The sequence below is a fragment of the Streptomyces sediminimaris genome (assembly GCF_047049295.1).
Classification (GTDB): domain Bacteria; phylum Actinomycetota; class Actinomycetes; order Streptomycetales; family Streptomycetaceae; genus Streptomyces; species Streptomyces sediminimaris.
In genome coordinates, this window is sequence record NZ_JBJWOT010000001.1 from 2,975,811 (window position 1) to 2,997,967 (window position 22,157).

At 69.7% G+C, this 22,157-nt stretch carries 18 protein-coding genes and 2 tRNA genes; 3 read left to right on the plus strand and 17 right to left on the minus strand.

Going from position 1 to position 22,157, the window contains the following annotated elements; all coding sequences use genetic code 11:
* Window positions 1-52: 52 nt before the first annotated feature.
* The 9 genes from rodA to ACJ9NR_RS13900 all read right to left on the minus strand — a co-directional run bounded on the left by rodA (window position 53) and on the right by ACJ9NR_RS13900 (window position 11,719).
* Window positions 53-1,249, minus strand: coding sequence for a rod shape-determining protein RodA (gene rodA, locus ACJ9NR_RS13860; protein ID WP_412487862.1), 1,197 nt, complete (start codon window positions 1,247-1,249; stop codon window positions 53-55).
* Entirely contained in the window at window positions 1,246-3,498 is a 2,253-nt protein-coding gene (gene mrdA / locus ACJ9NR_RS13865) for a penicillin-binding protein 2 (RefSeq protein ID WP_412487863.1), read from the minus strand. Before mrdA ends, rodA begins: the two co-directional genes overlap by 4 nt.
* 80 nt (window positions 3,499-3,578) lie before the next feature.
* Window positions 3,579-4,262 (minus strand): rod shape-determining protein MreD, encoded by a 684-nt coding sequence (gene mreD / locus ACJ9NR_RS13870; RefSeq protein ID WP_412487864.1) that lies wholly within the window; start codon window positions 4,260-4,262, stop codon window positions 3,579-3,581.
* Window positions 4,263-4,281: 19 nt separating this feature from the next.
* Window positions 4,282-5,220, minus strand: coding sequence for a rod shape-determining protein MreC (gene mreC, locus ACJ9NR_RS13875; protein WP_412487865.1), 939 nt, complete (start codon window positions 5,218-5,220; stop codon window positions 4,282-4,284).
* 146 nt (window positions 5,221-5,366) lie between these two features.
* Window positions 5,367-6,386 (minus strand): rod shape-determining protein, encoded by a 1,020-nt coding sequence (locus ACJ9NR_RS13880; protein WP_004001297.1) that lies wholly within the window; start codon window positions 6,384-6,386, stop codon window positions 5,367-5,369.
* Window positions 6,387-6,653: 267 nt separating this feature from the next.
* Entirely contained in the window at window positions 6,654-7,067 is a 414-nt protein-coding gene (ndk, locus tag ACJ9NR_RS13885; protein ID WP_412487866.1) for a nucleoside-diphosphate kinase, read from the minus strand.
* Window positions 7,068-7,132: 65 nt separating this feature from the next.
* Window positions 7,133-7,489 carry a DUF4233 domain-containing protein gene (locus ACJ9NR_RS13890; RefSeq protein ID WP_412487867.1) on the minus strand — a complete coding sequence of 119 codons (357 nt, stop codon included), beginning with the start codon at window positions 7,487-7,489 and terminating at the stop codon, window positions 7,133-7,135.
* A gap of 6 nt (window positions 7,490-7,495) precedes the next feature.
* Entirely contained in the window at window positions 7,496-8,980 is a 1,485-nt protein-coding gene (folC, locus tag ACJ9NR_RS13895; RefSeq protein WP_412487868.1) for a bifunctional tetrahydrofolate synthase/dihydrofolate synthase, read from the minus strand.
* 108 nt (window positions 8,981-9,088) lie between these two features.
* Complete coding sequence (locus ACJ9NR_RS13900) at window positions 9,089-11,719, minus strand: valine--tRNA ligase (RefSeq protein ID WP_412487869.1); 2,631 nt, start codon at window positions 11,717-11,719, stop codon at window positions 9,089-9,091.
* Window positions 11,720-11,856: 137 nt separating this feature from the next.
* Between ACJ9NR_RS13900 and ACJ9NR_RS13905 the strand changes: the two genes are divergently transcribed.
* On the plus strand, window positions 11,857-12,837 hold the full coding sequence (locus ACJ9NR_RS13905; protein ID WP_412487870.1) for a hypothetical protein: 981 nt from the start codon (window positions 11,857-11,859) through the stop codon (window positions 12,835-12,837).
* A 75-nt stretch (window positions 12,838-12,912) separates the two neighbouring features.
* Here the strand turns inward: ACJ9NR_RS13905 and clpX are convergent, their stop codons facing one another.
* From clpX to ACJ9NR_RS13930, 5 genes are all read right to left on the minus strand, one after another.
* Window positions 12,913-14,199, minus strand: coding sequence for an ATP-dependent Clp protease ATP-binding subunit ClpX (gene clpX / locus ACJ9NR_RS13910; RefSeq protein WP_412487871.1), 1,287 nt, complete (start codon window positions 14,197-14,199; stop codon window positions 12,913-12,915).
* Between the two features lie 189 nt (window positions 14,200-14,388).
* The gene (locus tag ACJ9NR_RS13915) at window positions 14,389-15,099 is read right to left on the minus strand and encodes an ATP-dependent Clp protease proteolytic subunit (RefSeq protein WP_412487872.1); all 711 of its coding nucleotides are present in this window, start codon (window positions 15,097-15,099) and stop codon (window positions 14,389-14,391) included.
* 53 nt (window positions 15,100-15,152) lie between these two features.
* Entirely contained in the window at window positions 15,153-15,761 is a 609-nt protein-coding gene (locus ACJ9NR_RS13920; RefSeq protein WP_380858657.1) for an ATP-dependent Clp protease proteolytic subunit, read from the minus strand.
* A gap of 376 nt (window positions 15,762-16,137) precedes the next feature.
* Window positions 16,138-17,544, minus strand: coding sequence for a trigger factor (tig, locus tag ACJ9NR_RS13925; protein ID WP_412487873.1), 1,407 nt, complete (start codon window positions 17,542-17,544; stop codon window positions 16,138-16,140).
* Between the two features lie 201 nt (window positions 17,545-17,745).
* Window positions 17,746-17,822 (minus strand) — tRNA-Pro (locus tag ACJ9NR_RS13930).
* Between the two features lie 197 nt (window positions 17,823-18,019).
* On the opposite strand from ACJ9NR_RS13930, the gene ACJ9NR_RS13935 reads away from it, so the two are divergent.
* Window positions 18,020-18,093 (plus strand) — tRNA-Gly (locus ACJ9NR_RS13935).
* A gap of 214 nt (window positions 18,094-18,307) precedes the next feature.
* Here ACJ9NR_RS13935 and ACJ9NR_RS13940 read toward each other — a convergent pair.
* Window positions 18,308-18,502: a hypothetical protein gene (locus tag ACJ9NR_RS13940; protein WP_026178055.1), complete on the minus strand. Its 195-nt coding sequence runs from the start codon at window positions 18,500-18,502 to the stop codon at window positions 18,308-18,310.
* 613 nt (window positions 18,503-19,115) lie between these two features.
* Between ACJ9NR_RS13940 and ACJ9NR_RS13945 the strand changes: the two genes are divergently transcribed.
* Window positions 19,116-20,300, plus strand: a complete 1,185-nt coding sequence (locus ACJ9NR_RS13945; protein WP_412487874.1) for an acyltransferase family protein — start codon at window positions 19,116-19,118, stop codon at window positions 20,298-20,300.
* 38 nt (window positions 20,301-20,338) lie between these two features.
* Here ACJ9NR_RS13945 and ACJ9NR_RS13950 read toward each other — a convergent pair whose 3' ends face one another.
* Window positions 20,339-20,788, minus strand: a complete 450-nt coding sequence (locus ACJ9NR_RS13950; protein ID WP_412488825.1) for an HD domain-containing protein — start codon at window positions 20,786-20,788, stop codon at window positions 20,339-20,341.
* Between the two features lie 91 nt (window positions 20,789-20,879).
* Window positions 20,880-22,070, minus strand: a complete 1,191-nt coding sequence (locus tag ACJ9NR_RS13955) for a SpoIIE family protein phosphatase (protein WP_412487875.1) — start codon at window positions 22,068-22,070, stop codon at window positions 20,880-20,882.
* Between the last annotated feature and the right edge of the window lie 87 nt (window positions 22,071-22,157).

Sequence of the window (22,157 nt, forward strand, 5' to 3'; positions counted from 1 at the left end):
AGGGACCTTCGGGCATGAATGGCGGGCGGACGGCGGCGCAACACCGGGTGCGCTACGCCGACATGGGTCGCTGTGCCTTGATCGACTGCAGCAGGCCCACCGCTATCCAGACGGCGAACATCGACGAGCCGCCGTAGGAGACGAACGGCAGCGGCAGGCCCGTGACCGGCATGATGCCGAGGGTCATGCCGATGTTCTCGAAGATCTGGAAGGCGAACCAGGCGACGACCCCGGCGGCGACGATCGTGCCGTAGAGCTCCGTCGAGTCGCGGGCGATGCGGCAGGCCCGCCACAGGATCACGCCGAGCAGCAGGATGATCAGCCCGGCGCCGACGAAGCCGAGCTCCTCCCCCGCGACCGTGAAGACGAAGTCCGTCTGCTGTTCGGGCACGAACTGGCCGGTGGTCTGCGAGCCGTGGAAGAGGCCGGCGCCGGTCAGGCCGCCGGAGCCGATCGCGATGCGGGCCTGGTTGGTGTTGTAGCCGACGCCCGCCGGGTCGAGCGCGGGGTTGGCGAAGGCCGCGAAGCGGTTGATCTGGTACTCGTCCAGGATGTGCAGCTGCCAGACGGCGACCGCGCCGACGGCGCCGGCCGTGATGAGGCCGAACACCCAGCGGTTGGAGGCTCCGGAGGCGAGCAGCACGCCGAGGATGATCACCACCATGACCATGACCGAGCCGAGGTCGGGCATGAGCAGGACGATCAGGATCGGGACGGCGGCCAGGGCCAGGGCCTGGAGGACCGTGCGGTGGTCGGGGTACTTCTTGTCGCCCGCGTCGACCCGGGCCGACAGCAGCATCGCCATGCCGAGGATGATGGTGATCTTCACGAACTCCGAGGGCTGGAGGGAGAAGCCGCCGCCGAGCACGATCCAGGAGTGCGCCCCGTTGACCGTGGAGCCGAGCGGGGTGAGCACCATCAGGATCAGGAAGACCGAGATGCCGTACAGGATCGGGATGACGGTGCGCAGGGAGCGGTGGCCGATCCACACCGTGCCGATCATGAAGGCGATGCCGATGCCGGCGTTCATCAGGTGCCGGATGAGGAAGTAGTACTGGTCGCCCTGGTTGATCTCGGTGCGGTTGCGGGTCGCCGAGTAGACGAGGACCGCGCCGATCAGCGACAGCGCGACCGCCGCGAGCAGTATCGGCCAGTCCAGTCGGCGGGCGAGCGAGTCACGGGCGAAGATCCGTGTCCAGCCGGCCCGCTGGGGGCCGTAGCCGGGGACGGAGAAGCTGTTGCCGGTCATGTGAGCATCCTCCGGTTCCCCCGCCTGCGCGGCCGCCTGCGGGTGTTCCGGTTCGTCGCGGCCGGGGAGGCGGTGGTCGCGGCCGGCAGGGTTCCGCCCGGGTTGGTGGCGCCCTTCTCCAGGGCCTTCGCCACCTCCTTGGCCGGGTCCTTGGCGACCTTCGGGGAGTCGATCGTGCCGTCCGTCCTGACCTTGGGCAGGCCCTTCTGCGGCGTGGGCAGCAGCGCCTTCTTCTTGTCGACCGAGCCGTCGGACTGGACGCCGTACAGGGCGCTGTAGATGTCGCGCACGGCCTTGCCGGAGGCGCCGGAACCCGTACCGGCCTGGGCGATCGTCATGACGACCGTGTAGTCCTTGGAGTACGTGGCCAGCCAGGAGGTGGTCTGCTTGCCGTAGACCTCGGCGGTACCGGTCTTGGCGTGCAGCGTGATCTTGTCCTGCGGCCAGCCCTGGAACTTCCAGTTGGCGGTACCGCGGGTGATGACGCCCGCGAGGGCCTTGTCCATGCCCTTGAGGGTGGCCTTGCTGACCGGGAGCTTCGCCTTGACCTGCGGCTTGATCGGCTGGACCGTCTTGCCGTCGGCGCTGATGATCGCCTTGCCGATGGTGGGGACGTACTCGGTGCCGCCGTTGGCGAGCGCCCCGTAGATCATCGCCTCCTGGATCGGGGTGAGCAGCGTGTCACCCTGGCCGATCGAGTAGTTGATCGAGTCGCCCTCGCGCATCTTGTTGCCCTCGCGGCAGTTCTCGTAGGCGATCTTCTCGACGTAGGTGCCGTTCTTCTTGCCGGACTTGCACCAGGCGTCCTTGTTGGCCTTCCAGTAGTCCTGCTTCCACTGGCGGTCCGGGACGCGGCCGGAGACCTCGTTCGGGAGGTCGATGCCGGTCTGCTTGCCGAGGCCGAACTGGTGGGCGGCCTTGTAGAAGTAGTCCTTCGGCTGGCCCTTCTTCGGGTTGAGGCCGCCGTCCTTCTTCCATTCGCGGTCGGCGAGCCCGTAGAAGACGGTGTCGCAGGAGACCTCGAGGGCGCGGCCCAGCGAGATGGGCCCGAAGCTCTCGCCCTCGAAGTTCTTGAAGACCTGTCCGCCCACCGAGTACGAACTGGTGCACGGGTAGCCGCCGTCCCAGGGGTAGCCGGCCTCGACCGCGGCGGCCGTGGAGACCACCTTGAAGGTCGAGCCGGGCGCGGACTGACCCTGTATGGCGCGGTTGAGCAGCGGGTAGTCGGACCCCTTGCCGGTGAGCTGCCTGTAGTCCTTGGCGGAGATGCCGCCGACCCAGACGTTCGGGTCGTAGGTCGGGGCGGAGGCCATGGCGACGATACGGCCGGTCTTGGCCTCCATGACGACGACGGCGCCCGAGTCGGCCTTGTAGTTCTCGCCGGTGATGCTGTCGTACTGCTTGCGGGCGGTCTTCATCGCCGAGTGCAGCTCGTACTCGGCTACCCGCTGGACGCGGGAGTCGATGCTGGTGACGAGGTTCGAACCGGGCTGGGCGGGGTCGGACTTGGCCTTGCCGATGACGCGCCCGAGGTTGTCGACCTCGTAGCGGGTGACGCCGGCCTTGCCGCGCAGTTCCTTGTCGTACTGGCGCTCCAGGCCGCTGCGGCCGACCTGGTCGGAGCGCAGGTAGGGCGAGTCGGTGTGCTGGGCCTTGGTGATCTCGGCGTCGGTGACCGGGGAGAGGTAGCCGAGGACCTGGGCGGTGTTGGCCTTGCCGGGGGCCGGGTAGCGGCGCACGGCCATGGGTTCGGCGGTGATGCCGGGGAAGTCCTCGGAGCGCTCCCGGATCTGCATGGCCTGGCGGGGCGTGGCCTCGTCGGTGATCGGGATCGGCTGGTAGGGCGAGCCGTTCCAGCACGGCTGCGGCGTCTTGGCGTCACACAGCCGCACCCGCTGCATGACGTCCGTGGGCTTCATGCCCAGGACGCCGGCCAGCTTGGTCAGGACGGCCTTGCCGTCGTCCTTCATCTTCAGCAGGTCGGTGCGGGACGCGGAGACCACCAGGCGGGTCTCGTTGTCGGCGAGCGGCACGCCGCGCGCGTCCAGGATCGAGCCGCGCACGGCGGGCTGGACGACCTGCTGGACGTGGTTGCCGGACGCCTCCTTGGCGTAGGCGGCGCCCTCGCGGATCTGCAGGTACCACAGCCGGCCGCCGAGCGTGCCGAGCAGGGAGAGGACGAGGATCTGGATGACGACGAGTCGGATCTGGACCCGTGGGGTCCGTCCGGTCTCGGGGATGTTGGTCACTGCTGCTGCCTCCCCCTCTCAGTGTGTCTCTGTGTCATATCCGACGGACCTGTGAACGACGGCCGTCAACTCTCCGGCGCTCACAGCCGCTTGACTCCCTTGATGCGGCCCACGCGCGCGGTGCGGGTTCTGGCCCTGGTCTTCAGGCTGCCCAGGGCACCGCGCTGGCCGCCGACCTTGAGGCCGGTGCCGGCGGAGATCCAGCCGGAGGAGATGTCGGTGGTCTTCTTGGACGAAGAGCCCGACTCCGCGGCCAGCGGGTCGTTGTCCGCGCGCCGGGCCAGGAACATGACCCCGGGGACCACGAACGGCGCGAGCAGCAGGTCGTAGAGGGCCGCGGTGAACAGCAGGCCGGCGAGGCCGACGTGGCGGGCCGCGGTGTCGCCGACGAGGGCGCCGACGCCCGCGTACAGCAGGGTCGAGCCGACGGCGGCGGCGACCACGACGACCATCGGGCCGGTGGCCGACTTCAGCCGCCCGTGGTCCGGTTTGGCCAGTCCGGCGAGGTAGCCGACGACGCACAGCACCAGGGCGTAGCGTCCGGCGGCGTGGTCGGCGGGCGGCGCGAGGTCGGCGAGCAGGCCGGCGCCGAAGCCGACGAGGGCGCCGCCGACATGGCCGTAGACCAGGGCCAGGCCCAGCACGGTCAGCAGCAGTACGTCGGGCACGGCGCCCGGCAGGTGGAGCCGGGCGAGGACGCTGACCTGGAGGACCATGGCCACGACGATCAGGGCCGCGGAGAGCAGGATCCGGTTGACGCGCATGGGGATTCAGCTCCTACAGCTACGGGGTCTGGCCGGGGACGGGCGCGCCGGCCGACGGGGTGACCGTGACGGTGACCGTCGGCGTCGGGGTCGGCTTGGGCTTCTTCGGCAGGACCGTGTCGCGCGGATCCTTCTTCGGGGCCTCGACGACGACGCCGACGATGTCGAGCTTGGTGAAGCTGACGTACGGCGTGACGTACAGGGTGCGGGTGAGGTCGCCGCCGGAGGGGTCGACGCGGGAGACCACGCCGACCGGCACGCCCGGTACGAAGGGCTTGTCGGCCTCGGAGCCGAAGGTGACGAGCCGGTCGCCCTTCTTCACCTCCGCCTTGCTGTTGAGCAGTTCGACGCGCAGCGGGCGGTCGCCCTGCCCGGAGGCGAAGCCGAGTTCGTCGCTGTTCTCCATGCGGGTGCCGACGGTGAAGTCCGGGTCGTTGGCGAGCAGGACGGTCGAGACGTCGGGTCCGACGTTGGTGACCCGCCCGACCAGGCCGTCGCCGTTGAGCACGGTCATGTCCCGCTTGATGCCGTCGTTGGCGCCGATGTCGATGGTGATCGTCCAGGAGAAGCCCTGGGCCGCTCCTATGGCGATGACCTGGGCGCCCTTGATGCCGTACTGTCCCTCGGCGGAGACCTTCAGCATCTTGTCGAGCTGCTTGAGGCGGCTGGCGTTGCGGTCGTCGCTGCCGAGCTTCGCCTTGAGGGCCGCGTTCTCCTTCTCCAGGCGGGCGAGCCGGTCGTGGCGGGTGCCCGAGTCGCGGACCGCCGAGACGGCGTTCCCGACCGGGTCGACCGCCGACGACACCCCGTCCTCGACGGGGCCGAACACCGTGGCCGCCAGCTGGCGGGCGCCGGCGACCGGGGAGTCCTCACCACCGCGGATGTCCACCGTGATCAGCGCGAACGCGATGGCGATCAGCAGCACCAGGAGCAGCCGGCTCTCTCGTGTGTCCCTCACGTGCGGCGGCCGTGCCTTCCTCATAGGAATGTGCAGAGGTCTGGGTGTTCAGGTGTGCGGAGGCTCTCGGATGAGCCTATGCCTCCATATCAACGATCCGCCGCACGAGAGGAGATCGTCTCGTACGGCGGAATCGAAGCGTTACGTCATCTGCGGGGCTGGGCGTCCAGCACCTGCTGGAGCGCCTCGAACTCCTCGACGCACTTGCCGGATCCGAGTGCCACGCTGTCCAGCGGGTCCTCGGCGATGTGGATGGGCATGCCGGTCTCCCGGCGCAGCCGTTCGTCGAGTCCGCGCAGCAGCGCCCCGCCGCCCGTCAGCACGATGCCCCGGTCCATGATGTCGCCGGACAGCTCCGGCGGGCACTTGTCCAGGGTCGTCTTGACGGCGTCGACGATGGCGTTGACCGGCTCCTCGATCGCCTTGCGCACTTCGGCCGCGGAGATCACGACGGTCTTGGGCAGCCCGGACACGAGGTCCCGGCCGCGGATTTCGGTGTGTTCGTCGGAGTCCAGGTCGTACGCCGAACCGATCGTGATCTTGATCTGTTCGGCCGTCCGCTCACCGAGGAGGAGGCTGTACTCCTTCTTGATGTGCTGGATGATCGCGTTGTCCAGTTCGTCGCCCGCGACGCGGATGGACTGGGCGGTGACGATGCCGCCGAGCGAGATGACGGCGACCTCAGTCGTGCCGCCGCCGATGTCCACCACCATGTTGCCCGTGGCCTCGTGGACTGGGAGGCCGGAGCCGATGGCGGCCGCCATCGGCTCTTCGATGATGTGCACCTGACGCGCGCCCGCCTGGGACGACGCCTCGATGACGGCACGGCGCTCGACGCCCGTGATGCCCGAGGGCACACAGACCACGACCCGCGGCCGGGCCAGATACCTCCGCTTGTGGATCTTCAGGATGAAGTAGCGGAGCATCCGCTCGGTGATCTCGAAGTCGGCGATGACGCCGTCCTTGAGAGGTCGTACGGCAACGATGTTGCCAGGAGTCCGGCCGATCATCTTCTTCGCCTCGGCGCCGACCGCGAGGATGCCACCGGTGTTGGTGTTGATCGCGACGACGGACGGCTCGTTGAGTACGATCCCGCGACCCCTGACGTACACCAGCGTGTTGGCGGTCCCGAGGTCGACAGCCATGTCACGGCCGATGAACGACATTGAGTTCCCCATCAGGATTCGTCTGGCCTTCCCTGGGAGCTTTTGAGGGCTTTTCAGGTCGGCGAAGTGGGTGCTGTGACGTGAAGGCCTCCATCGTAATGGCGCCTGCTCGAACACTGCGTAAGGGTCTCCGCCATTGTCAGCAGATGCTGCGTGCGTTCGCTTGGTGAGAGGGGCGTTCGGGGGCTCTCGTTCCCTCGATCGCCACGCATATGCCACGTGGTCCGGGGTAACCGGTCCGGTTGACCGCTTCCCCCGGTCCCGGGGTCAGGCCCGGCCGGGGAAGAAGATCTTCACCTCGCGCTCGGCGGACTCCTCGGAGTCGGAGGCGTGGATGAGGTTCTCCCGCACGATCACGCCGTAGTCGCCGCGGATGGAACCGGGGGCGGCGGCGATCGGGTCGGTCGGTCCGGCGAGCGCGCGCAGGCCCTCGACGACCCGTTCGCCCTCGACGATCAGCGCGACCACCGGGCCGGAGGCCATGAACTCCACCAGCGGCTCGTAGAAGGGCTTGCCCTTGTGCTCGCCGTAGTGCTGCTCCAGCGTGTCCTGGTCCAGGGTGCGCAGCTCCAGCGCCGTGATCCGCCAGCCGGCCTTGCGTTCGATGCGGCTGATGATCTCGCCGGTCAGGCCACGGCGGACGGCGTCGGGCTTGAGCAGGACGAGGGTGCGCTGAGTCACGGCGGCTCCTAGGGGTCAGGGGAGTTGCGGGTGTTCGAAGATTACAGGGCGTGTCCGGGACCGTGTTACGCAGCGTCAGGAGTGGAGGAGCCGCTCTCCGCCGCGAACCGTGCCTTCGCCTCGTCGATCTTTCTGCCGTAGTGCACCGAGGCCCACCACAGGGCCGCGAAGACCGTGCCCAGGAAGAACATCGTCGGGACGACGAAGCCGGAGGCGATGAGCGCGACCTGGAGGATCCAGCCGAGGGCGATCCCGCCCGGACGCGTCACCACACCGCACAGCGCCAGGCACAGGAACATGGCGATGCCGCTGACCGTCCACACCGTCGCCGTGCTCAGGCCGGGGTCCTTCATGGCGACCAGCCCGGCGAAGCCGATCACCAGGAACTCGCCGATCAGGGTCGATGAACAGAGCGTACGCAAGGGTGGTCAGCCCCTTCCCAGCAGCAGTCGGGCCTCGCCGACGGTGATGACGGAGCCGGTGACGAGCACACCGCCGCCCGCGAACTCGCCCTCCTCCTCGGCCAGCGTGATCGCGGCCTCCAGCGCGTCGGGCAGCCGCGGTTCCACCTGGACGCGCTCGTCGCCGAACACCTCCACGGCGATCGCGGCGAGCTCGTCGGCGTCCATCGCGCGGTGGCTGGAGTTCTGCGTGACGACGACCTCGGCGAAGATCGGCTCGAAGGCCTCCAGCAGCCCCCGTACGTTCTTGTCGCCGCTCGCGCCGACGACGCCGATCAGCCGGCTGAAGCCGAAGGCCTCGCCGACCGCCTCGGCGGTGGCGCGGGCGCCCGCCGGGTTGTGCGCGGCGTCGAGGACGACGGTGGGCGACGTGCGCACGACCTCCAGCCGGCCCGGGGAGGAGACGGCCGCGAACGCCTTGCGGACGGTGTCGATGTCGAGCGGCCCGGGCCGCTGGGCGCCGACGCCGAAGAACGCCTCGACGGCGGCGAGCGCGACCGCGGCGTTGTGCGCCTGGTAGGGGCCGTGCAGCGGGAGGTACACCTCGTCGTACTCACCGCCGAGGCCGCGCAGGGTCAGCAGCTGCCCGCCGACGGCCACCTGCCGGGCGACGACGCCGAACTCGAGCCCTTCCCTGGCCACCGTGGCGTCCACCTCGACGGCCTTCTTCAGCAGCACCTGGGCCGCGTCGACGGGCTGCTGAGCCAGGATGACCGTCGCGCCCTGCTTGATGATCCCGGACTTCTCCGTGGCGATCTCGCCGGGCGTGCCGCCGAGCCGGTCGGTGTGGTCGAGGTCGATCGGGGTGACGACGGCGACGTCCCCGTCGATGACGTTGGTGGCGTCCCAGGAGCCGCCCATGCCGACCTCGACGACCGCGACGTCCACGGGTGCGTCGGCGAAGGCGGCGTAGGCCATGCCGGTCAGCACCTCGAAGAAGGACAGCCGGTACTCCTGCTGGGAGTCGACCATCCCGATGTACGGCTTGATGTCCTCGTACGTCTCCACGAAGCGCTCGGCGGCGATGGGGGCGCCGTCGAGGCTGATGCGCTCGGTGATCGACTGGACGTGCGGCGAGGTGTAGCGGCCGGTGCGCAGGTCGAAGGCGCCGAGCAGGGCCTCGATCATGCGGGCCGTGGACGTCTTGCCGTTGGTCCCCGTGATGTGGATCGAGGGGTACGAGCGCTGCGGCTCGCCCAGCACGTCCATCAGCGCGGCGATCCGGTCGACCGACGGCTCCAGCTTGGTCTCGCCCCACCGGGTGGCCAGCTCCGCCTCGACCTCGCGCAGGGCCGCGTCCGTCGCGGGGTCCTCGGGGCGCGCCGGCACGTCGGCCTCGGGCGGGCCGCCCTGGGTGCGCAGGGTGCGGCTGCCTGCCTCGATCACGGCGAGATCGGGATCGCGGTCTTGTTCGGCGGCGATGATCTCGTCGAAGGGGTCGCTTTCACTCACAGGGCCAGTTTAGGCGTGCGCCCACGGGGAGGGGCGGCTGGTCCCGTTCGGCGGGCGCGGGGGAGTCCGCGGCTGACCGCGCACTCCCCCGCGCCCCTGCGAAGTCCGCTACCGCGGGGGCAGCCGGTCGAGCTGGGCCCGGATCCGGGCGATGTCCTCGTCCGCCTTGGCCAGCCGGCCGCGGATCTTGTCCACCACGTGGTCCGGGGCCTTGGCGAGGAACGCCTCGTTGCCCAGCTTGGCGTCGGCCTGGGCCTTCTCCTTCTCGGCCGCCGCCAGGTCCTTGGCGAGGCGCTTGCGCTCCGCCGCGACGTCGATCGTGCCGGAGAGGTCGAGGGCCACCTCGGCGCCGGCGACCGGCAGGGTCGCCGTGGCCGTGAAGGACTCGCCCTCCGGCTGCAGGCGCAGCAGCTGGCGGATGGCGGCCTCGTGCGGGGCGAGGGCCGTGCCGTCCAGGGTCAGGCGCGCCGGGACGCGCTGGCCGGGCTGGAGGCCCTGGTCGGCGCGGAAGCGGCGGACCTCGGTGATGACCGACTGGAGCGACTCGATCTCCCGTTCGGCGGCCGCGTCACGAAAGCCGCTGTCAGCGGGCCACTCGGCGATGACGACCGACTCGCCGCCGGTGAGCGTCGTCCACAGCGTCTCCGTGACGAAGGGGACGACCGGGTGCAGCAGCCGCAGCGTGACGTCGAGGACCTCGCCGAGGACCCGCCGGGAGACCTTCGCGGCCGCACCGCCCGCGTTGAACGTCGTCTTGGACAGCTCGACGTACCAGTCGAAGACCTCGTCCCAGGCGAAGTGGAACAGGGCGTCGGACAACTTCGCGAACTGGTAGTCCTCGTAGAGCGCGTCGACCTCGGCGACGACGGAGTTGAGCCGGGAGAGGATCCACCGGTCCGTGGAGGACATCTCGGACGTGTCCGGCAGCGGGCCCTCGACCGTCGCGCCGTTCATCAGCGCGAAGCGCGTGGCGTTCCAGATCTTGTTGGCGAAGTTGCGCGAGCCCTGGACCCAGTCCTCGCCGATCGGGACGTCGACGCCCGGGTTCGCGCCGCGGGCCAGGGTGAACCGGAGCGCGTCGCTGCCGTACTTGTCCATCCAGTCCAGCGGGTTGACCGCGTTGCCGAAGGACTTCGACATCTTCTTGCCGAACTGGTCGCGGACCATGCCGTGCAGGGCGATGGTGTGGAACGGCGGGGTGCCGTCCATCGCGTACAGGCCGAACATCATCATCCTGGCGACCCAGAAGAAGAGGATGTCGTAGCCCGTGACCAGGACGGAGTTCGGGTAGAACTTCGCGAGCGACTCGGTCTGCCCGGGCCAGCCGAGCGTGGAGAACGGCCACAGGCCGGAGGAGAACCAGGTGTCGAGGACGTCCGTGTCCTGCTTCCAGCCCTCCGCCTCGGTGCCGGGCGGCCGCTCGTCGGGGCCGACGCAGACGACCTCGCCGTTCGGGCCGTACCAGACCGGGATGCGGTGGCCCCACCACAACTGCCGTGAGATGCACCAGTCGTGGAGGTTGTCGACCCAGTCGAAGTACCGCTTCTCCATCTCCTGCGGATGGATCGTGACGCGGCCGTCGCGGACCGCGTCACCGGCGGCCTTCGCCAGCGGGCCGACCTTGACCCACCACTGCATGGACAGCCGCGGCTCGATGGTGGTCTTGCAGCGCGAGCAGTGGCCGACGGAGTGGACGTAGGGCCGCTTCTCGGCGACGATCCGCCCCTCGGCGCGCAGCGCGGCGACGATCGCGGAACGGGCCTCGAAGCGGTCCTGGCCCTGGAAGGGGCCGTGGACGGTGATGACGGCGTGCTCGTCCATCACGGCGATGGCCGGCAGGTCGTGGCGCCGGCCGATCTCGAAGTCGTTCGGGTCGTGGGCCGGGGTGACCTTGACGGCACCCGTGCCGAACTCGGGGTCGACGTGCTCGTCGGCGACGACGGGGATGGAGCGGTCGGTCAGCGGGAGCTTGATCTCCTTGCCGACCAGGTGCCGGTAGCGCTCGTCGTCGGGGTGGACGGCGACGGCGGTGTCGCCGAGCATCGTCTCCGCGCGCGTGGTGGCGACGACGACCGTCTCGTCGCCTTCGCCGTACTTGATGGAGACGAGTTCGCCGTCGTCGTCCTGGTACTCGACCTCGATGTCGGAGATCGCGGTCAGACAGCGCGGGCACCAGTTGATGATGCGCTCGGCGCGGTAGATCAGCTCGTCGTCGTAGAGCCGCTTGAAGATGGTCTGGACGGCCTGCGAGAGGCCCTCGTCCATGGTGAAGCGCTCGCGCGACCACGCGACGCCGTCACCGAGGCGCCGCATCTGCCCGGAGATCTGCCCGCCGGACTCGGCCTTCCACTGCCAGACCCGCTCGACGAAGGCCTCGCGGCCGAGGTCGTGCCGGGACTTGCCCTCCTTGCCCAGCTCGCGCTCGACGACGTTCTGCGTGGCGATGCCGGCGTGGTCCATGCCGGGCTGCCACAGCGTCTCGAACCCCTGCATGCGCTTACGGCGCGTCAGCGCGTCGATGAGCGTGTGCTCGAAGGCGTGCCCGAGGTGCAGGCTGCCGGTGACGTTCGGCGGCGGGATGACGATGGTGTACGGCGGCTTGTCGCTCTTCTCGTCCGCCTCGAAGTAACCGCGCTCCACCCAGCGCTCGTACAGCGGCCCCTCTACGTCGGCCGGCGCGTACTGGGTCGGCAGTTCGGTGCTGGGCGCTGGTGGCTGCTGCTGAGCGTTCTCGGTCACGCGCTCAGTTTAGGGGTGTCACGGGGCAGTCCCGAAACGCGTTTGTTCTGTAACGGTGGGGGCCCCGGCGGAACGCGCGCGCCCCGCCTGCGCCAGGATGTCAGGACCACATGAGGCATCTGGAGGGGAACCCAGAGATGAGTCACAACCAGCCGGGCCCGTACGGCGGGCAGCCCCAGCAGCCCGGACCGTACGGCCAGCCGGGGCCCTACGGCCAGCAGCCGCCGCAGGCGCCCCAGCCCGGCTACGGCTACCCCCAGCAGCCGCCGGCCCAGCCGCAGCCCGGCTACGGCTATCCGCAGCAGCCCCCGCAGGGTGTGCCGCCCCAGCAGCCCGGCTACGGCCAGCAGCCCCCGTACGGCCAGGCCCCCTACGGCCAGCAGCCGTACCCGCCGCAGCCGCCCCAGAGCGGCGGCGGCGGCAAGAAGGCGGGCCTGATCATCGGCGCGGTCGCCGTGGTGGCGGCGATCGCGGTGGGCGCGTACTTCGTGATCGGCGGCGGTGGCTCCGGCAGCGGCGGTTCGGCCGTCGCCGACGACGGCGCGCACAAGCTGACCACGCCGGCGACCGTGATCGACGGCCAGTACAAGAAGTCGGAGAACGGCGGCTCCGGCGACAAGATGACCAACGACGACAAGGCCGACTTCGAGAAGTGGGGCGTGCAGAACCCCAAGGACGTCAGCGCCGGTTACCAGAAGGGCACGGGTCTCAGCGCGTCCAACCTGTCCTTCAGCGGTGTCTACGGCACCATCGACGACCCGGAGGCGGTCGTCGACGCCATGTTCGCGAAGGTCAAGTCGGAGTCCCAGAAGGACCAGAGCGGCGACAGCAGCAAGGGCAAGATGCTCGGCAGCCCGGAGAAGGTCTCGCCCGCGGGCTTCAAGAACGGCATCATGAAGTGCCAGGTCGTCCAGATCGAGAACACCGACTCCTCCAGCTCGAGCGCGGGCGCCGCGAAGACCATCAAGATGCCGATGTGCATCTGGGGTGACCACAGCACCGTCGCCGTGGTCACCAGCTTCGGCTTCGCCGAGCTCGCCAGCGGCAACGGCGGTTCGATCGACGACACCGCGGCCACGGCGGCCAAGCTGCGCAACGACGTACGCGTCAAGGCCTGACGCCCCGCGCCCGGCCTTCGCGCGAAGGGCCCCGGTCGAGTCGACCGGGGCCCTTCGCCGTGCTCGGTACGGCGGTCACGCCGTCTTCTGCTCCCCCGGCCCCCGCCCGCGGGCGTCCCGCGGGATCAGCGTCGGGTTCACGTTCGAGTGGACGACGTCGGCCGTGACGACCACCCGGGCCACGTCCTTGCGGGACGGGACCTCGTACATGACCGACATCAGGACCTCCTCCATGATGGCGCGCAGGCCGCGCGCGCCGGTCTGGCGGAGGATGGCCTGGTCGGCGATGGCCTCCAGGGCCTCGCGCTCGAAGTCCAGCTCCACACCGTCGAGTTCGAAGAGGCGCTGGTACTGCTTCACCAGGGCGTTGCGCGGCTCCACCAGGATCTGCAGCAGGGCCTCGCGGTCGAGGTTGTGGACCGAGGTGATGACGGGGAGGCGGCCGATGAACTCGGGGATCATGCCGAACTTGACCAGGTCCTCCGGCATGACCTCCTCGAACTGGTCCTTGGCCTCCAGCTCGCGCTTGGAGCGGATCGTCGCGCCGAAGCCGATGCCCTTGGCGCCCGCCCGCGACTCGATGATCTTCTCCAGGCCGGCGAAGGCACCGCCCACGATGAACAGCACGTTCGTCGTGTCGATCTGGATGAACTCCTGGTGGGGGTGTTTGCGGCCGCCCTGCGGCGGCACCGAGGCCGTGGTGCCCTCGAGGATCTTCAGCAGCGCCTGCTGGACGCCCTCACCCGACACGTCGCGCGTGATGGAGGGGTTCTCGCTCTTGCGCGCGACCTTGTCGATCTCGTCGATGTAGATGATCCCGGTCTCGGCCTTCTTGACGTCGTAGTCGGCCGCCTGGATCAGCTTCAGCAGGATGTTCTCGACGTCCTCGCCGACGTAACCGGCCTCCGTCAGCGCCGTCGCGTCCGCGATCGCGAACGGGACGTTCAGCATGCGGGCCAGCGTCTGGGCCAGGAGGGTCTTGCCCGAGCCGGTGGGGCCGAGCAGCAGGATGTTGGACTTCGCCAGCTCGATCGCGTCGTCACGGCCGTTGGCGCCGCCGTTCTCCCCGGCCTGGACGCGCTTGTAGTGGTTGTAGACCGCCACCGACAGGGCCTTCTTGGCGGCCTCCTGACCGACCACGTAGCCCTCGAGGAACTCGTAGATCTCGCGGGGTTTGGGGAGCTCCTCCCAGCGCACCTCGCTGGTCTCCGCGAGCTCCTCCTCGATGATCTCGTTGCAGAGGTCGATGCACTCGTCGCAGATGTACACACCAGGCCCTGCGATGAGCTTCTTGACCTGCTTCTGGCTCTTGCCGCAGAACGAGCACTTGAGCAGATCGCCGCCGTCACCGATGCGTGCCACGGTGTGCTTCCCCTTCGCCTGGGAGACGCCTAGGTCCAGCGGCTCCTGGTGCTGCCTTCATCCGACGGTACCTTGCCGAGCCCCCCGTTCGGGCCCCCCTTGGCGCGGTTCACTTCGACGTGCAGCGTGTCGAAGCGCACTTACCGTGCCAAGGGGCGGCAGACGATACAGCCTCCTTGTCCCCCTGTGTCAGCGGACCGAGGCGTTGTTCATCTTCCGGGTGGAGATGATCTGGTCGATCAGGCCGTACGACAGCGCGTCCTCGGCCGTGAGGATCTTGTCGCGCTCGATGTCCTCGCGGATCTTCTCGATCGGCGTGGTCGAGTGCTTGGCCAGCATCTCCTCCAGCTGCGAACGCATGCGGAGGATCTCGTTGGCGGCGATCTCCAGGTCGGAGACCTGGCCGCGGCCCGTCTCGCTGTAGGGCTGGTGGATCAGTACGCGGGCGTTCGGCAGCGCCATGCGCTTGCCCGGCGTGCCGGCGGCCAGCAGGACGGCGGCGGCGGAGGCCGCCTGGCCCATGCAGACCGTCTGGATGTCGGGCTTCACGAACTGCATCGTGTCGTAGATGGCCGTGAGCGCCGTGAAGGAGCCGCCCGGGCTGTTGATGTAGACCGAGATGTCCCGGTCGGGGTCCATCGACTCCAGGCACAGCAGCTGCGCCATGACGTCGTTGGCGGAGGCGTCGTCGATCTGCACGCCGAGGAAGATCACCCGCTCCTCGAAGAGCTTCGCGTACGGGTCGTACTCGCGGATGCCCTGCGAGGTGCGCTCGACGAAGCGCGGGATGACGTAGCGGGACTCGGCGGCGGGGCCCGTGTACTCGGCGCCGGGGGTACCTCCCGCGCCCTTGAGGCGGCGGGGGAGGTCGTACAGGCCGCTGCCGGGGAAGTCGTTCACTGTCTGTCTCCTAGGGGGCTGTGGCGGTCGGCTGGGGGCTGTGCGGGAGGGCCTCAGGCCGCCCCGGTGCCGCCGCCGCCCGGCATCCCGGCGGCCGTCGGGATGACGTCGTCGATGAGGCCGTACTCCTTGGCCTCGAAGGCGTCGAACCAGCGGTCGCGGTCCGAGTCGCGGGTGATCTGCTCGACCGACTGGCCGGTGTGCTGCGAGGTGAGCTCGGCCATGCGCTTCTTGGTGTGCAGCAGCCGCTCGGCGTGGATCTTGATGTCGGAGGCCGAGCCCGCCAGGCCCGCGGAGGGCTGGTGGATCAGGATCTCGGCGTTCGGCAGCGCGAAGCGCTTGCCGGGGGTGCCCGCGCTCAGCAGGAACTGGCCCATCGAGGCCGCGAGGCCCATGGCGATGGTCACCACGTCGTTCTTGATGTACTGCATGGTGTCGTAGATCGCCATGCCGGCCGTGATCGAGCCGCCCGGGCTGTTGATGTACATGTAGATGTCCTTGTCCGGGTCCGCGGCAAGGAGCAGCAGCTGTGCGGTGATCTTGTTGGCGATGTCGTCGTCGACCGGCTGGCCGAGGAAGATGATCCGCTCGTTGAGCAGCCGGTTGTAGACATGGTCGCCGAGGCCACCGCCGATGGAAGGCTCGCCGGCGGCGGAGGGCATCAGATTCGTCACGTATCCACCTGCTCGTCTTACGACGGCGCCGGGCCGTCTCACGTGTTCCCGTCCGGGGGTTCGGCGGGGACCCCAGTCCCCTTCCCCTCGTACTCATGGACCCTAACGCGCTGGTCCCTTCGGGGAATCCCGGAGTGGGGGGTGTTCGCCGGGGGCGTAGCAGGGTGCGTCCGGCGGCCGGGCGGCTGCCGCTCGCCGTCGCGGTGACGGCGTGCGGGCCGCCCCCGGCCCGCCGGGGCGCCTCGCGCGGTTCCCCGTGTCCCCTTTTCCGGCACGGTTCCACCGTACGCCGACGGGCCCCCGGGGCATGGCGTCCCAGGGGCCCGTCCTACGGCTTTCCGGCGCCTCGCGGGCGCCGCGGGCGTCAGCCCTCGGTCTTCTCCCCGACCTCGGCGTCGGCCTCCGTGGCGTCGGCCTCCGTGGCCTCGGCGGCGACATCGGCGGCCGCCTCCGTCTCGTCCTCGTCGTCCAGGTCGACGACCTCGCCGTTGGTGTCCTTGACCGTGGCGGACTCGACCACGGCCGCGAGGGCCTTGCCGCGGGCGACCTCGCCGACCAGGAGCGGCACCTGGCCGCCCTCGACGACGGCCTGGGCGAACTCGTCGGGGGACATGCCGGAGGAGGCCGCACGCCGCATGAGGTGCTCGGTGAGCTCCTCCTGGTTGACGTTGAGCTTCTCCTGCTTGACCAGCTCGTCGAGGACGAACTGGGTCTTGATGCCCTTGACCGCGGCTTCCTTGGTCTCGGCCTCGAACTCCTCCTCGGTCTTGCCCTGGATCTCCAGGTACTTCGCGAGGTCCAGGCCCATCTGGCCGAGCTGGTGGTGCTCCAGGTTGTGCTTGCGGGTGTTGATCTCGTCCTCGAGCAGCTTCTCGGGGACGGGCACCTCGACGAGCTCCAGCAGCTTCTCCAGGACGCGCTCCTGGGCCTGCGTGGCCTGGTCGTACTGCTTCATGTTCGCCAGGCGCTTGCGGCTGTCCGCCCGCAGCTCCTCCAGGGTGTCGAACTCGGAGGCGAGCTGCGCGAAGTCGTCGTCCAGCTCGGGCAGTTCGCGCGCGGCGACCTGGGTGACCTTGACGGTGACCTCGGCCTCCTTGCCGGCCGCGGAGCCGCCCTTGAGCTCGGAGGTGAAGGTGGCCTCCTCGCCGGCGGACAGGCCCTTGACGGCGTCGTCGATGCCGTCGAGGAGTTCGCCGGAGCCGATGGTGTAGGAGACGCCGCTCGCCACGCCGTCCTCGAGGACCTCGCCCTCGACCTTGGCCTCCAGGTCGATCGTGACGACGTCGCCGTCCACGGCGGCGCGCTCGACGGGGGAGGTCGAGGCGAAGCGCTCACGCAGCTGCTCCACGGACTTCTCGACGTCCTCGTCGGTCACCTCGACGGCGTCGACCTCGACCTCGATGCCGGAGTAGTCCGGGATCTCCAGGGCGGGGCGGATGTCGACCTCGGCGGTGAAGTTCAGCGTCTCGCCGTCCTTCAGCTCCGTGATGTCCACCTCGGGCTGGCCCAGGACATTCAGCTCGGCCTCGTTGACCGCTTCGGTGTAGAACTTCGGAAGCGCGTCGTTGACCGCCTCCTCCAGGACCGCACCGCGGCCGAACCGCTGGTCGATGACGCGCGCCGGGATCTTGCCCTTCCGGAAGCCCTTCACCGTGACCTGCTGGTTGATCTTCTTGTACGCCGCGTCGAGGCTGTCCTTGAGCTCCTCGAAGGGCACCTCGACAGTGAGCCGAACCCGGGTCGGGTTCAGGGTCTCCACGGCGCTCTTCACGGTTCGGTCTCCTTGTGGCTGACTTCTTGGTTTCTGCCGGAGCCAGACTGGTCCGGCGGATTTCGCCGCCCGGAGGACTTCGTAAGGAGAGACACACGGGCGTGCAGCTTGCATAGTAACGGCAGCGACGACACGCCCCAAAGGCGATCACGGGACACGATCACCCAAGGTGATCGGCCTCCGACCGGTGTTGACCGGTGCTGGTCGGGGTGGCGGGATTTGAACCCACGGCCTTCCGCTCCCAAAGCGGACGCGCTACCAAGCTGCGCCACACCCCGTCAGGTGCGACACGTAGGGTACATGCCCGCCGGACATGCCGACGCCGCATTTACGGGGCGGCGGCACGGGGCCGGCGCGGGCGGCGACGGACGGGGAACACGGGCGGGCGACGGGCGGGGAAGGGGTGTGCGCCGAGCGCGTCCGACCCGCTACGATGCTTACCGTGCCGCGATCACCGATGCGCGGCGCACGCCGTGCGGGCGTAGCTCAATGGTAGAGCCCCAGTCTTCCAAACTGGCTACGCGGGTTCGATTCCCGTCGCCCGCTCCACAAGGCTTCAGGGCCCGGTTCCGCGGAACCGGGCCCTGAAGTGTTTCCGCGGGGCGCCGCGGGCGGTGAGCGGGGCGCGGTCGGCCCGGGGCGCGGCGCGAGCGCGCCGCGCCCGGCGGGGACCGGCCGTGCGGGTGGCCGCCGGGTCCCGGAAGCCGGGCCTCGGGAGCCGGGGGTCACCGCTCCTCGGAAGCCGGCTCGCGGGAGCCGGCTCTCAGAAGCTGATCGAGTTGATCGTCTCGGCTATCGAGTTCAGGAACCGGTTGATGGACGGCGCCATGCCGGTCGACGCCAGGAAGAAGCCGAAGAGGATCGCCACGATGGCGGGGCCGGCCTTGATCGAGCCCCCTCGGATCAACACCACCAGGATGATCGCCAACAGAAGCACCACTGACAGTGAAATGGCCACAACTGATCACACCCTCGGTCGGTCCGCTCTCCCGGCCCGGGGGTACCGGCGCCCGCGCACCCCCGCCAGAACCATCGTGCCACCAACGGAGCCCGGGTATGCGGCACCTGAGGCATCGTCGGTCACGCCGTGGCGGGCCTTTGCCCGCACCATGCGGCCGGCAGCCCGCGGCCGGGCCCGATCCGGCTCCTCCGCACAGCATTTCGAAGACGCACCCGCACAGGAAATTCAGCGGGATCGTTTCCGTTTCCACACAACGCGTTCGCAGGCATTTCGAATGGTCCCCACAGTCACCCGAAATCCTCAACGAGAGTCCCCCCAAAGGCAGATGAAGCGGACAATCCGGCAGAGCCATCGCCGGATCATATGCCCCGCTTAGTCGGGATGAGTCACGACAACCAGGACATGTAATGGTGTGTTCACCATCACCCGTGCCGGGAAGCCGAGTTGCCTTAATGAGAGGTAGCCGAAGCCAATAACCAGGAAAGACACGGGGAGTTTTACGAAAACGCAGGGACGCCGCTAGGGTTCCTCAAATGTTTCACGCTGCCTCGTCCCCCGTATGCGCAGCGAGGTCCGGGATCGCCTCCCCCCGTTTCCGAGGGGAGGGTCTGTGACGAACTCGTTGCCGCCGCACGGCCACCGCACCACGCCACTGCCTCCGGCAGACCCGCCGGCCTCAGGCGTACCGACTCCCCGCCCGTCCCGGGAACAGCGGGAACAGCCCGCATCGCGCGGGAGACAGCGCGACGCGTTCTTCGACAACGCGAAGTACCTGGCGATCGTGCTGGTGGCCATGGGCCACTCCTGGGAGCCGCTGAAGGGTGACAGCCGCGTCCTGGAGGCGGCGTACACCGTCGTGTACACCTTCCACATGCCGGCCTTCATCATCATCTCCGGCTATTTCTCGCGCAGTTTCGACCTGCGCCCCGACCGCCTCAGGCGCCTGGTCACGGGGGTCGTCGTGCCCTACGTCGTCTTCGAGACGGCGTACTCCCTCTTCAAGCGCTACGCCGACCACGACCCGGGCATGGACGTCAGCCTGCTCGACCCCTGGTACCTCACCTGGTTCCTGGTCGCGCTGTTCATCTGGCGCGTGACGACACCGCTGTGGCGGAACCTGCGCCGGCCGCTGCCGATCGCGCTCGGCATCGCGATGTTCGGGTCGGTCTCCCCCGAGATCGGCAACGACCTCGACCTCCAGCGGGTGCTGCAGTTCCTGCCGTACTTCGTGCTGGGCCTGTGCATGAAGCCCGAGCACTTCCGGAGGGTGCGCACGCGCGCGGTGCGGATCGCCGCGGTGCCGGTGTTCGCGGGCGCCCTGGCCTTCGGCTGGTGGGCGGTGCCGCGCATGGACCCGGCGTGGTTCTACCACCGCGACGCCGCCCAGGAGTTGGGCGCGCCGTGGTGGACCGGACCGGTCATGGTGCTCGCGCTGTTCGGCTGCTCGCTGCTGCTGACCGCGTGCTTCTACGCCTGGGTGCCGCGGCGCAGGACCTGGTTCACCGCGCTCGGCGCGGGCACGCTGTACGGCTATCTGCTGCACGGCTTCGTGGTCAAGGCCGGTGACTTCTACGGCTGGTTCGACCACAGGTGGCTGCACGGCCCGCTCGGCGAGATCGCCGTGACGCTCACCGCGGCCGCCATGGTCACGGTGCTGTGCACGCCGGCGGTGCGGCGGGCCCTCCGGTTCGTGGTGGAGCCCGAGATGAAGTGGGCGTTCAGGCCCGAGACGGCGGAGCCGGCCGGTGAACGCGAGCAGCGACGGCCGCGCGAGACGGCGAACGCCGGCGCATAGGTCCTGTCCGACGGTTCCCGTCGCACAGGGCGACGCACCTAGCCCGGCGGCTGCCGGAGGCCGAGAAGTGCGCGCATGCGCGTGTACTTCTCGGTCAGTCGCGTGCGGGTGGGCCCGTCCTCCAGGCGGGCGAGGCGGGCCGGGTCGGCGTTGTGCGCCAGGTCCGCCTCCTTCACCAGCAGGGCGCCCGGTGTGGCGAGGACGCGTGCCGCGTACTCCTCCGGCCGCTCCCCCGCCCGCTTGGTGACCGCCCGCACGATGTCCTTCGTACGGCGGCTGAGCGCGGCCCCGTCCAGCCACGCGGCGGAGAGCGCGCCGTCCTCGACGGCGTCGTGCAGCCAGGCCGCCGCGATCTGCTCCGCGTCGCCGCCGCGCGCCCGGACGCCCTCCGCGACGGCGCTCAGGTGCTCGGCGTAGGGCCGTCCCGCCTTGTCGGTCTGCCCCTCATGGGCGGCGCGGGCGGTGGCCTCGACTTCGGCCAGGGTCATCGGTGTCCGGGGCGTTCCGCTCACGTGTCCGGTGTCCTCTCGGGCGGGGCCGCGCGGGCCGGGAGTGGGCCCCGCCCGCCGTCCTCGGGGCTCAGGGCAGGGCCGGCGGGCGGGACGTCACCGTCGGGCCCTCGCGGCAGATCAGCAGCAGGGCACGGTCGTCGTTGACGTCCTTGGCCACCGCCTCGATGAGGTGCCAGGCGGCGCCGTGGAAGCCGCCGGCGACATAGCGGTCGGCCTCGCCCGTGAGGCGGTCGATGCCCTCGACGATGTCGCGCTCGGAGGTCTCCACGAGGCCGTCCGTGAACAGCATCAGCACGTCGCCGGGGCGCAGCGAGCCCTTCACCGGGTCGAACTGCGCGCCGTCGTAGACGCCGAGGAGCGGGCCCTCGGCGGTCTTCTCCTCCCAGCGCCCGCTGCCCGCGCTGAGCTGGAGGCCGGGGGGATGCCCGGCGGAGTACAGCTCGTAGTCCCCGGAGTCGAGGTCCAGGACGAGATGGATGGAGGTGGCGAACCCCTCCTGCCAGTCCTGGCGGAGCAGATAGCCGTTGGCCGCCGGGAGGAAGGCGTGCGGGGGCAGTGAGCCCAGCAGTCCGCCGAACGCCCCCGACAGCAGCAGCGCGCGCGAGCCCGCGTCCATGCCCTTGCCGGAGACGTCCGTGAGGACGACCTCCAGCGTGCGGCCGCCGCCGGTGCGGGCGGCGACCACGAAGTCGCCCGAGAAGGACTGACCGCCCGCGGGGCGCAGCGCCATCTCCCGGTGCCAGCCCACCGGCAGCTGCGGCAGCTTGCTCTGCACCCGGATGCGTTCGCGGAGGTCGAAGAGCATGGTGCCGCCGCGCCGCCAGGGCACGCCGACCCGGCTGCGGAACTGGGCGATGAGCAGGCCGAAGAAGCCGCAGGCGGCGACCACCAGCACCACGCCCGGGGTGACCCGGGAGGAGCCTTCCGTGTAGGGGCCGAGCCGCACCGACTCCACGATCAGCGCCGTGGCCGCGGCCGCGTACAGACCGAGCAGGCTCGCCGGGCGCAGCAGCAGGCCGCCCGCCACGATCGGCAGGACCAGCACGGCCGGGGAGCACCACACGGAGTCGGCGAGCGTCACGGCCGCGATCACCGGCACGGTCAGGAGCAGCCCGGCCAGCGCCACCCAGTCCGAGCCGTCCCCGCGGAAGTAGTCGACGGCGCTTCTGCGCAGGCCGGTGCGGGCCCGGTGCCACTGCATCTTCAACCGGGCCGTGAACGTCTCGGCTTCCGCGCGCCGCTCTCGTCCTGCTGCCATCAGTTCGGGACCCTATCCATCGGACCAGCTGCTTGGCACGGGAGGTCCCACTTGTCCCCCGTCCGAGGTTCGACTTCACAGTGAACT

Coding starts and splice junctions, on each gene's coding strand:
- ACJ9NR_RS13920 (WP_380858657.1), bottom strand. CDS start 15,761: ATGCCCTCCGCCGCCGGCGAGCCTTCCATCGGCGGTGGCCTCGGCGAC.
- rodA (WP_412487862.1), bottom strand. CDS start 1,249: ATGACCGGCAACAGCTTCTCCGTCCCCGGCTACGGCCCCCAGCGGGCC.
- ACJ9NR_RS13955 (WP_412487875.1), bottom strand. CDS start 22,070: ATGGCAGCAGGACGAGAGCGGCGCGCGGAAGCCGAGACGTTCACGGCC.
- mreD (WP_412487864.1), bottom strand. CDS start 4,262: ATGCGCGTCAACCGGATCCTGCTCTCCGCGGCCCTGATCGTCGTGGCC.
- ACJ9NR_RS13905 (WP_412487870.1), top strand. CDS start 11,857: ATGAGTCACAACCAGCCGGGCCCGTACGGCGGGCAGCCCCAGCAGCCC.
- ACJ9NR_RS13880 (WP_004001297.1), bottom strand. CDS start 6,386: ATGTCGTTCATCGGCCGTGACATGGCTGTCGACCTCGGGACCGCCAAC.
- ACJ9NR_RS13950 (WP_412488825.1), bottom strand. CDS start 20,788: ATGACCCTGGCCGAAGTCGAGGCCACCGCCCGCGCCGCCCATGAGGGG.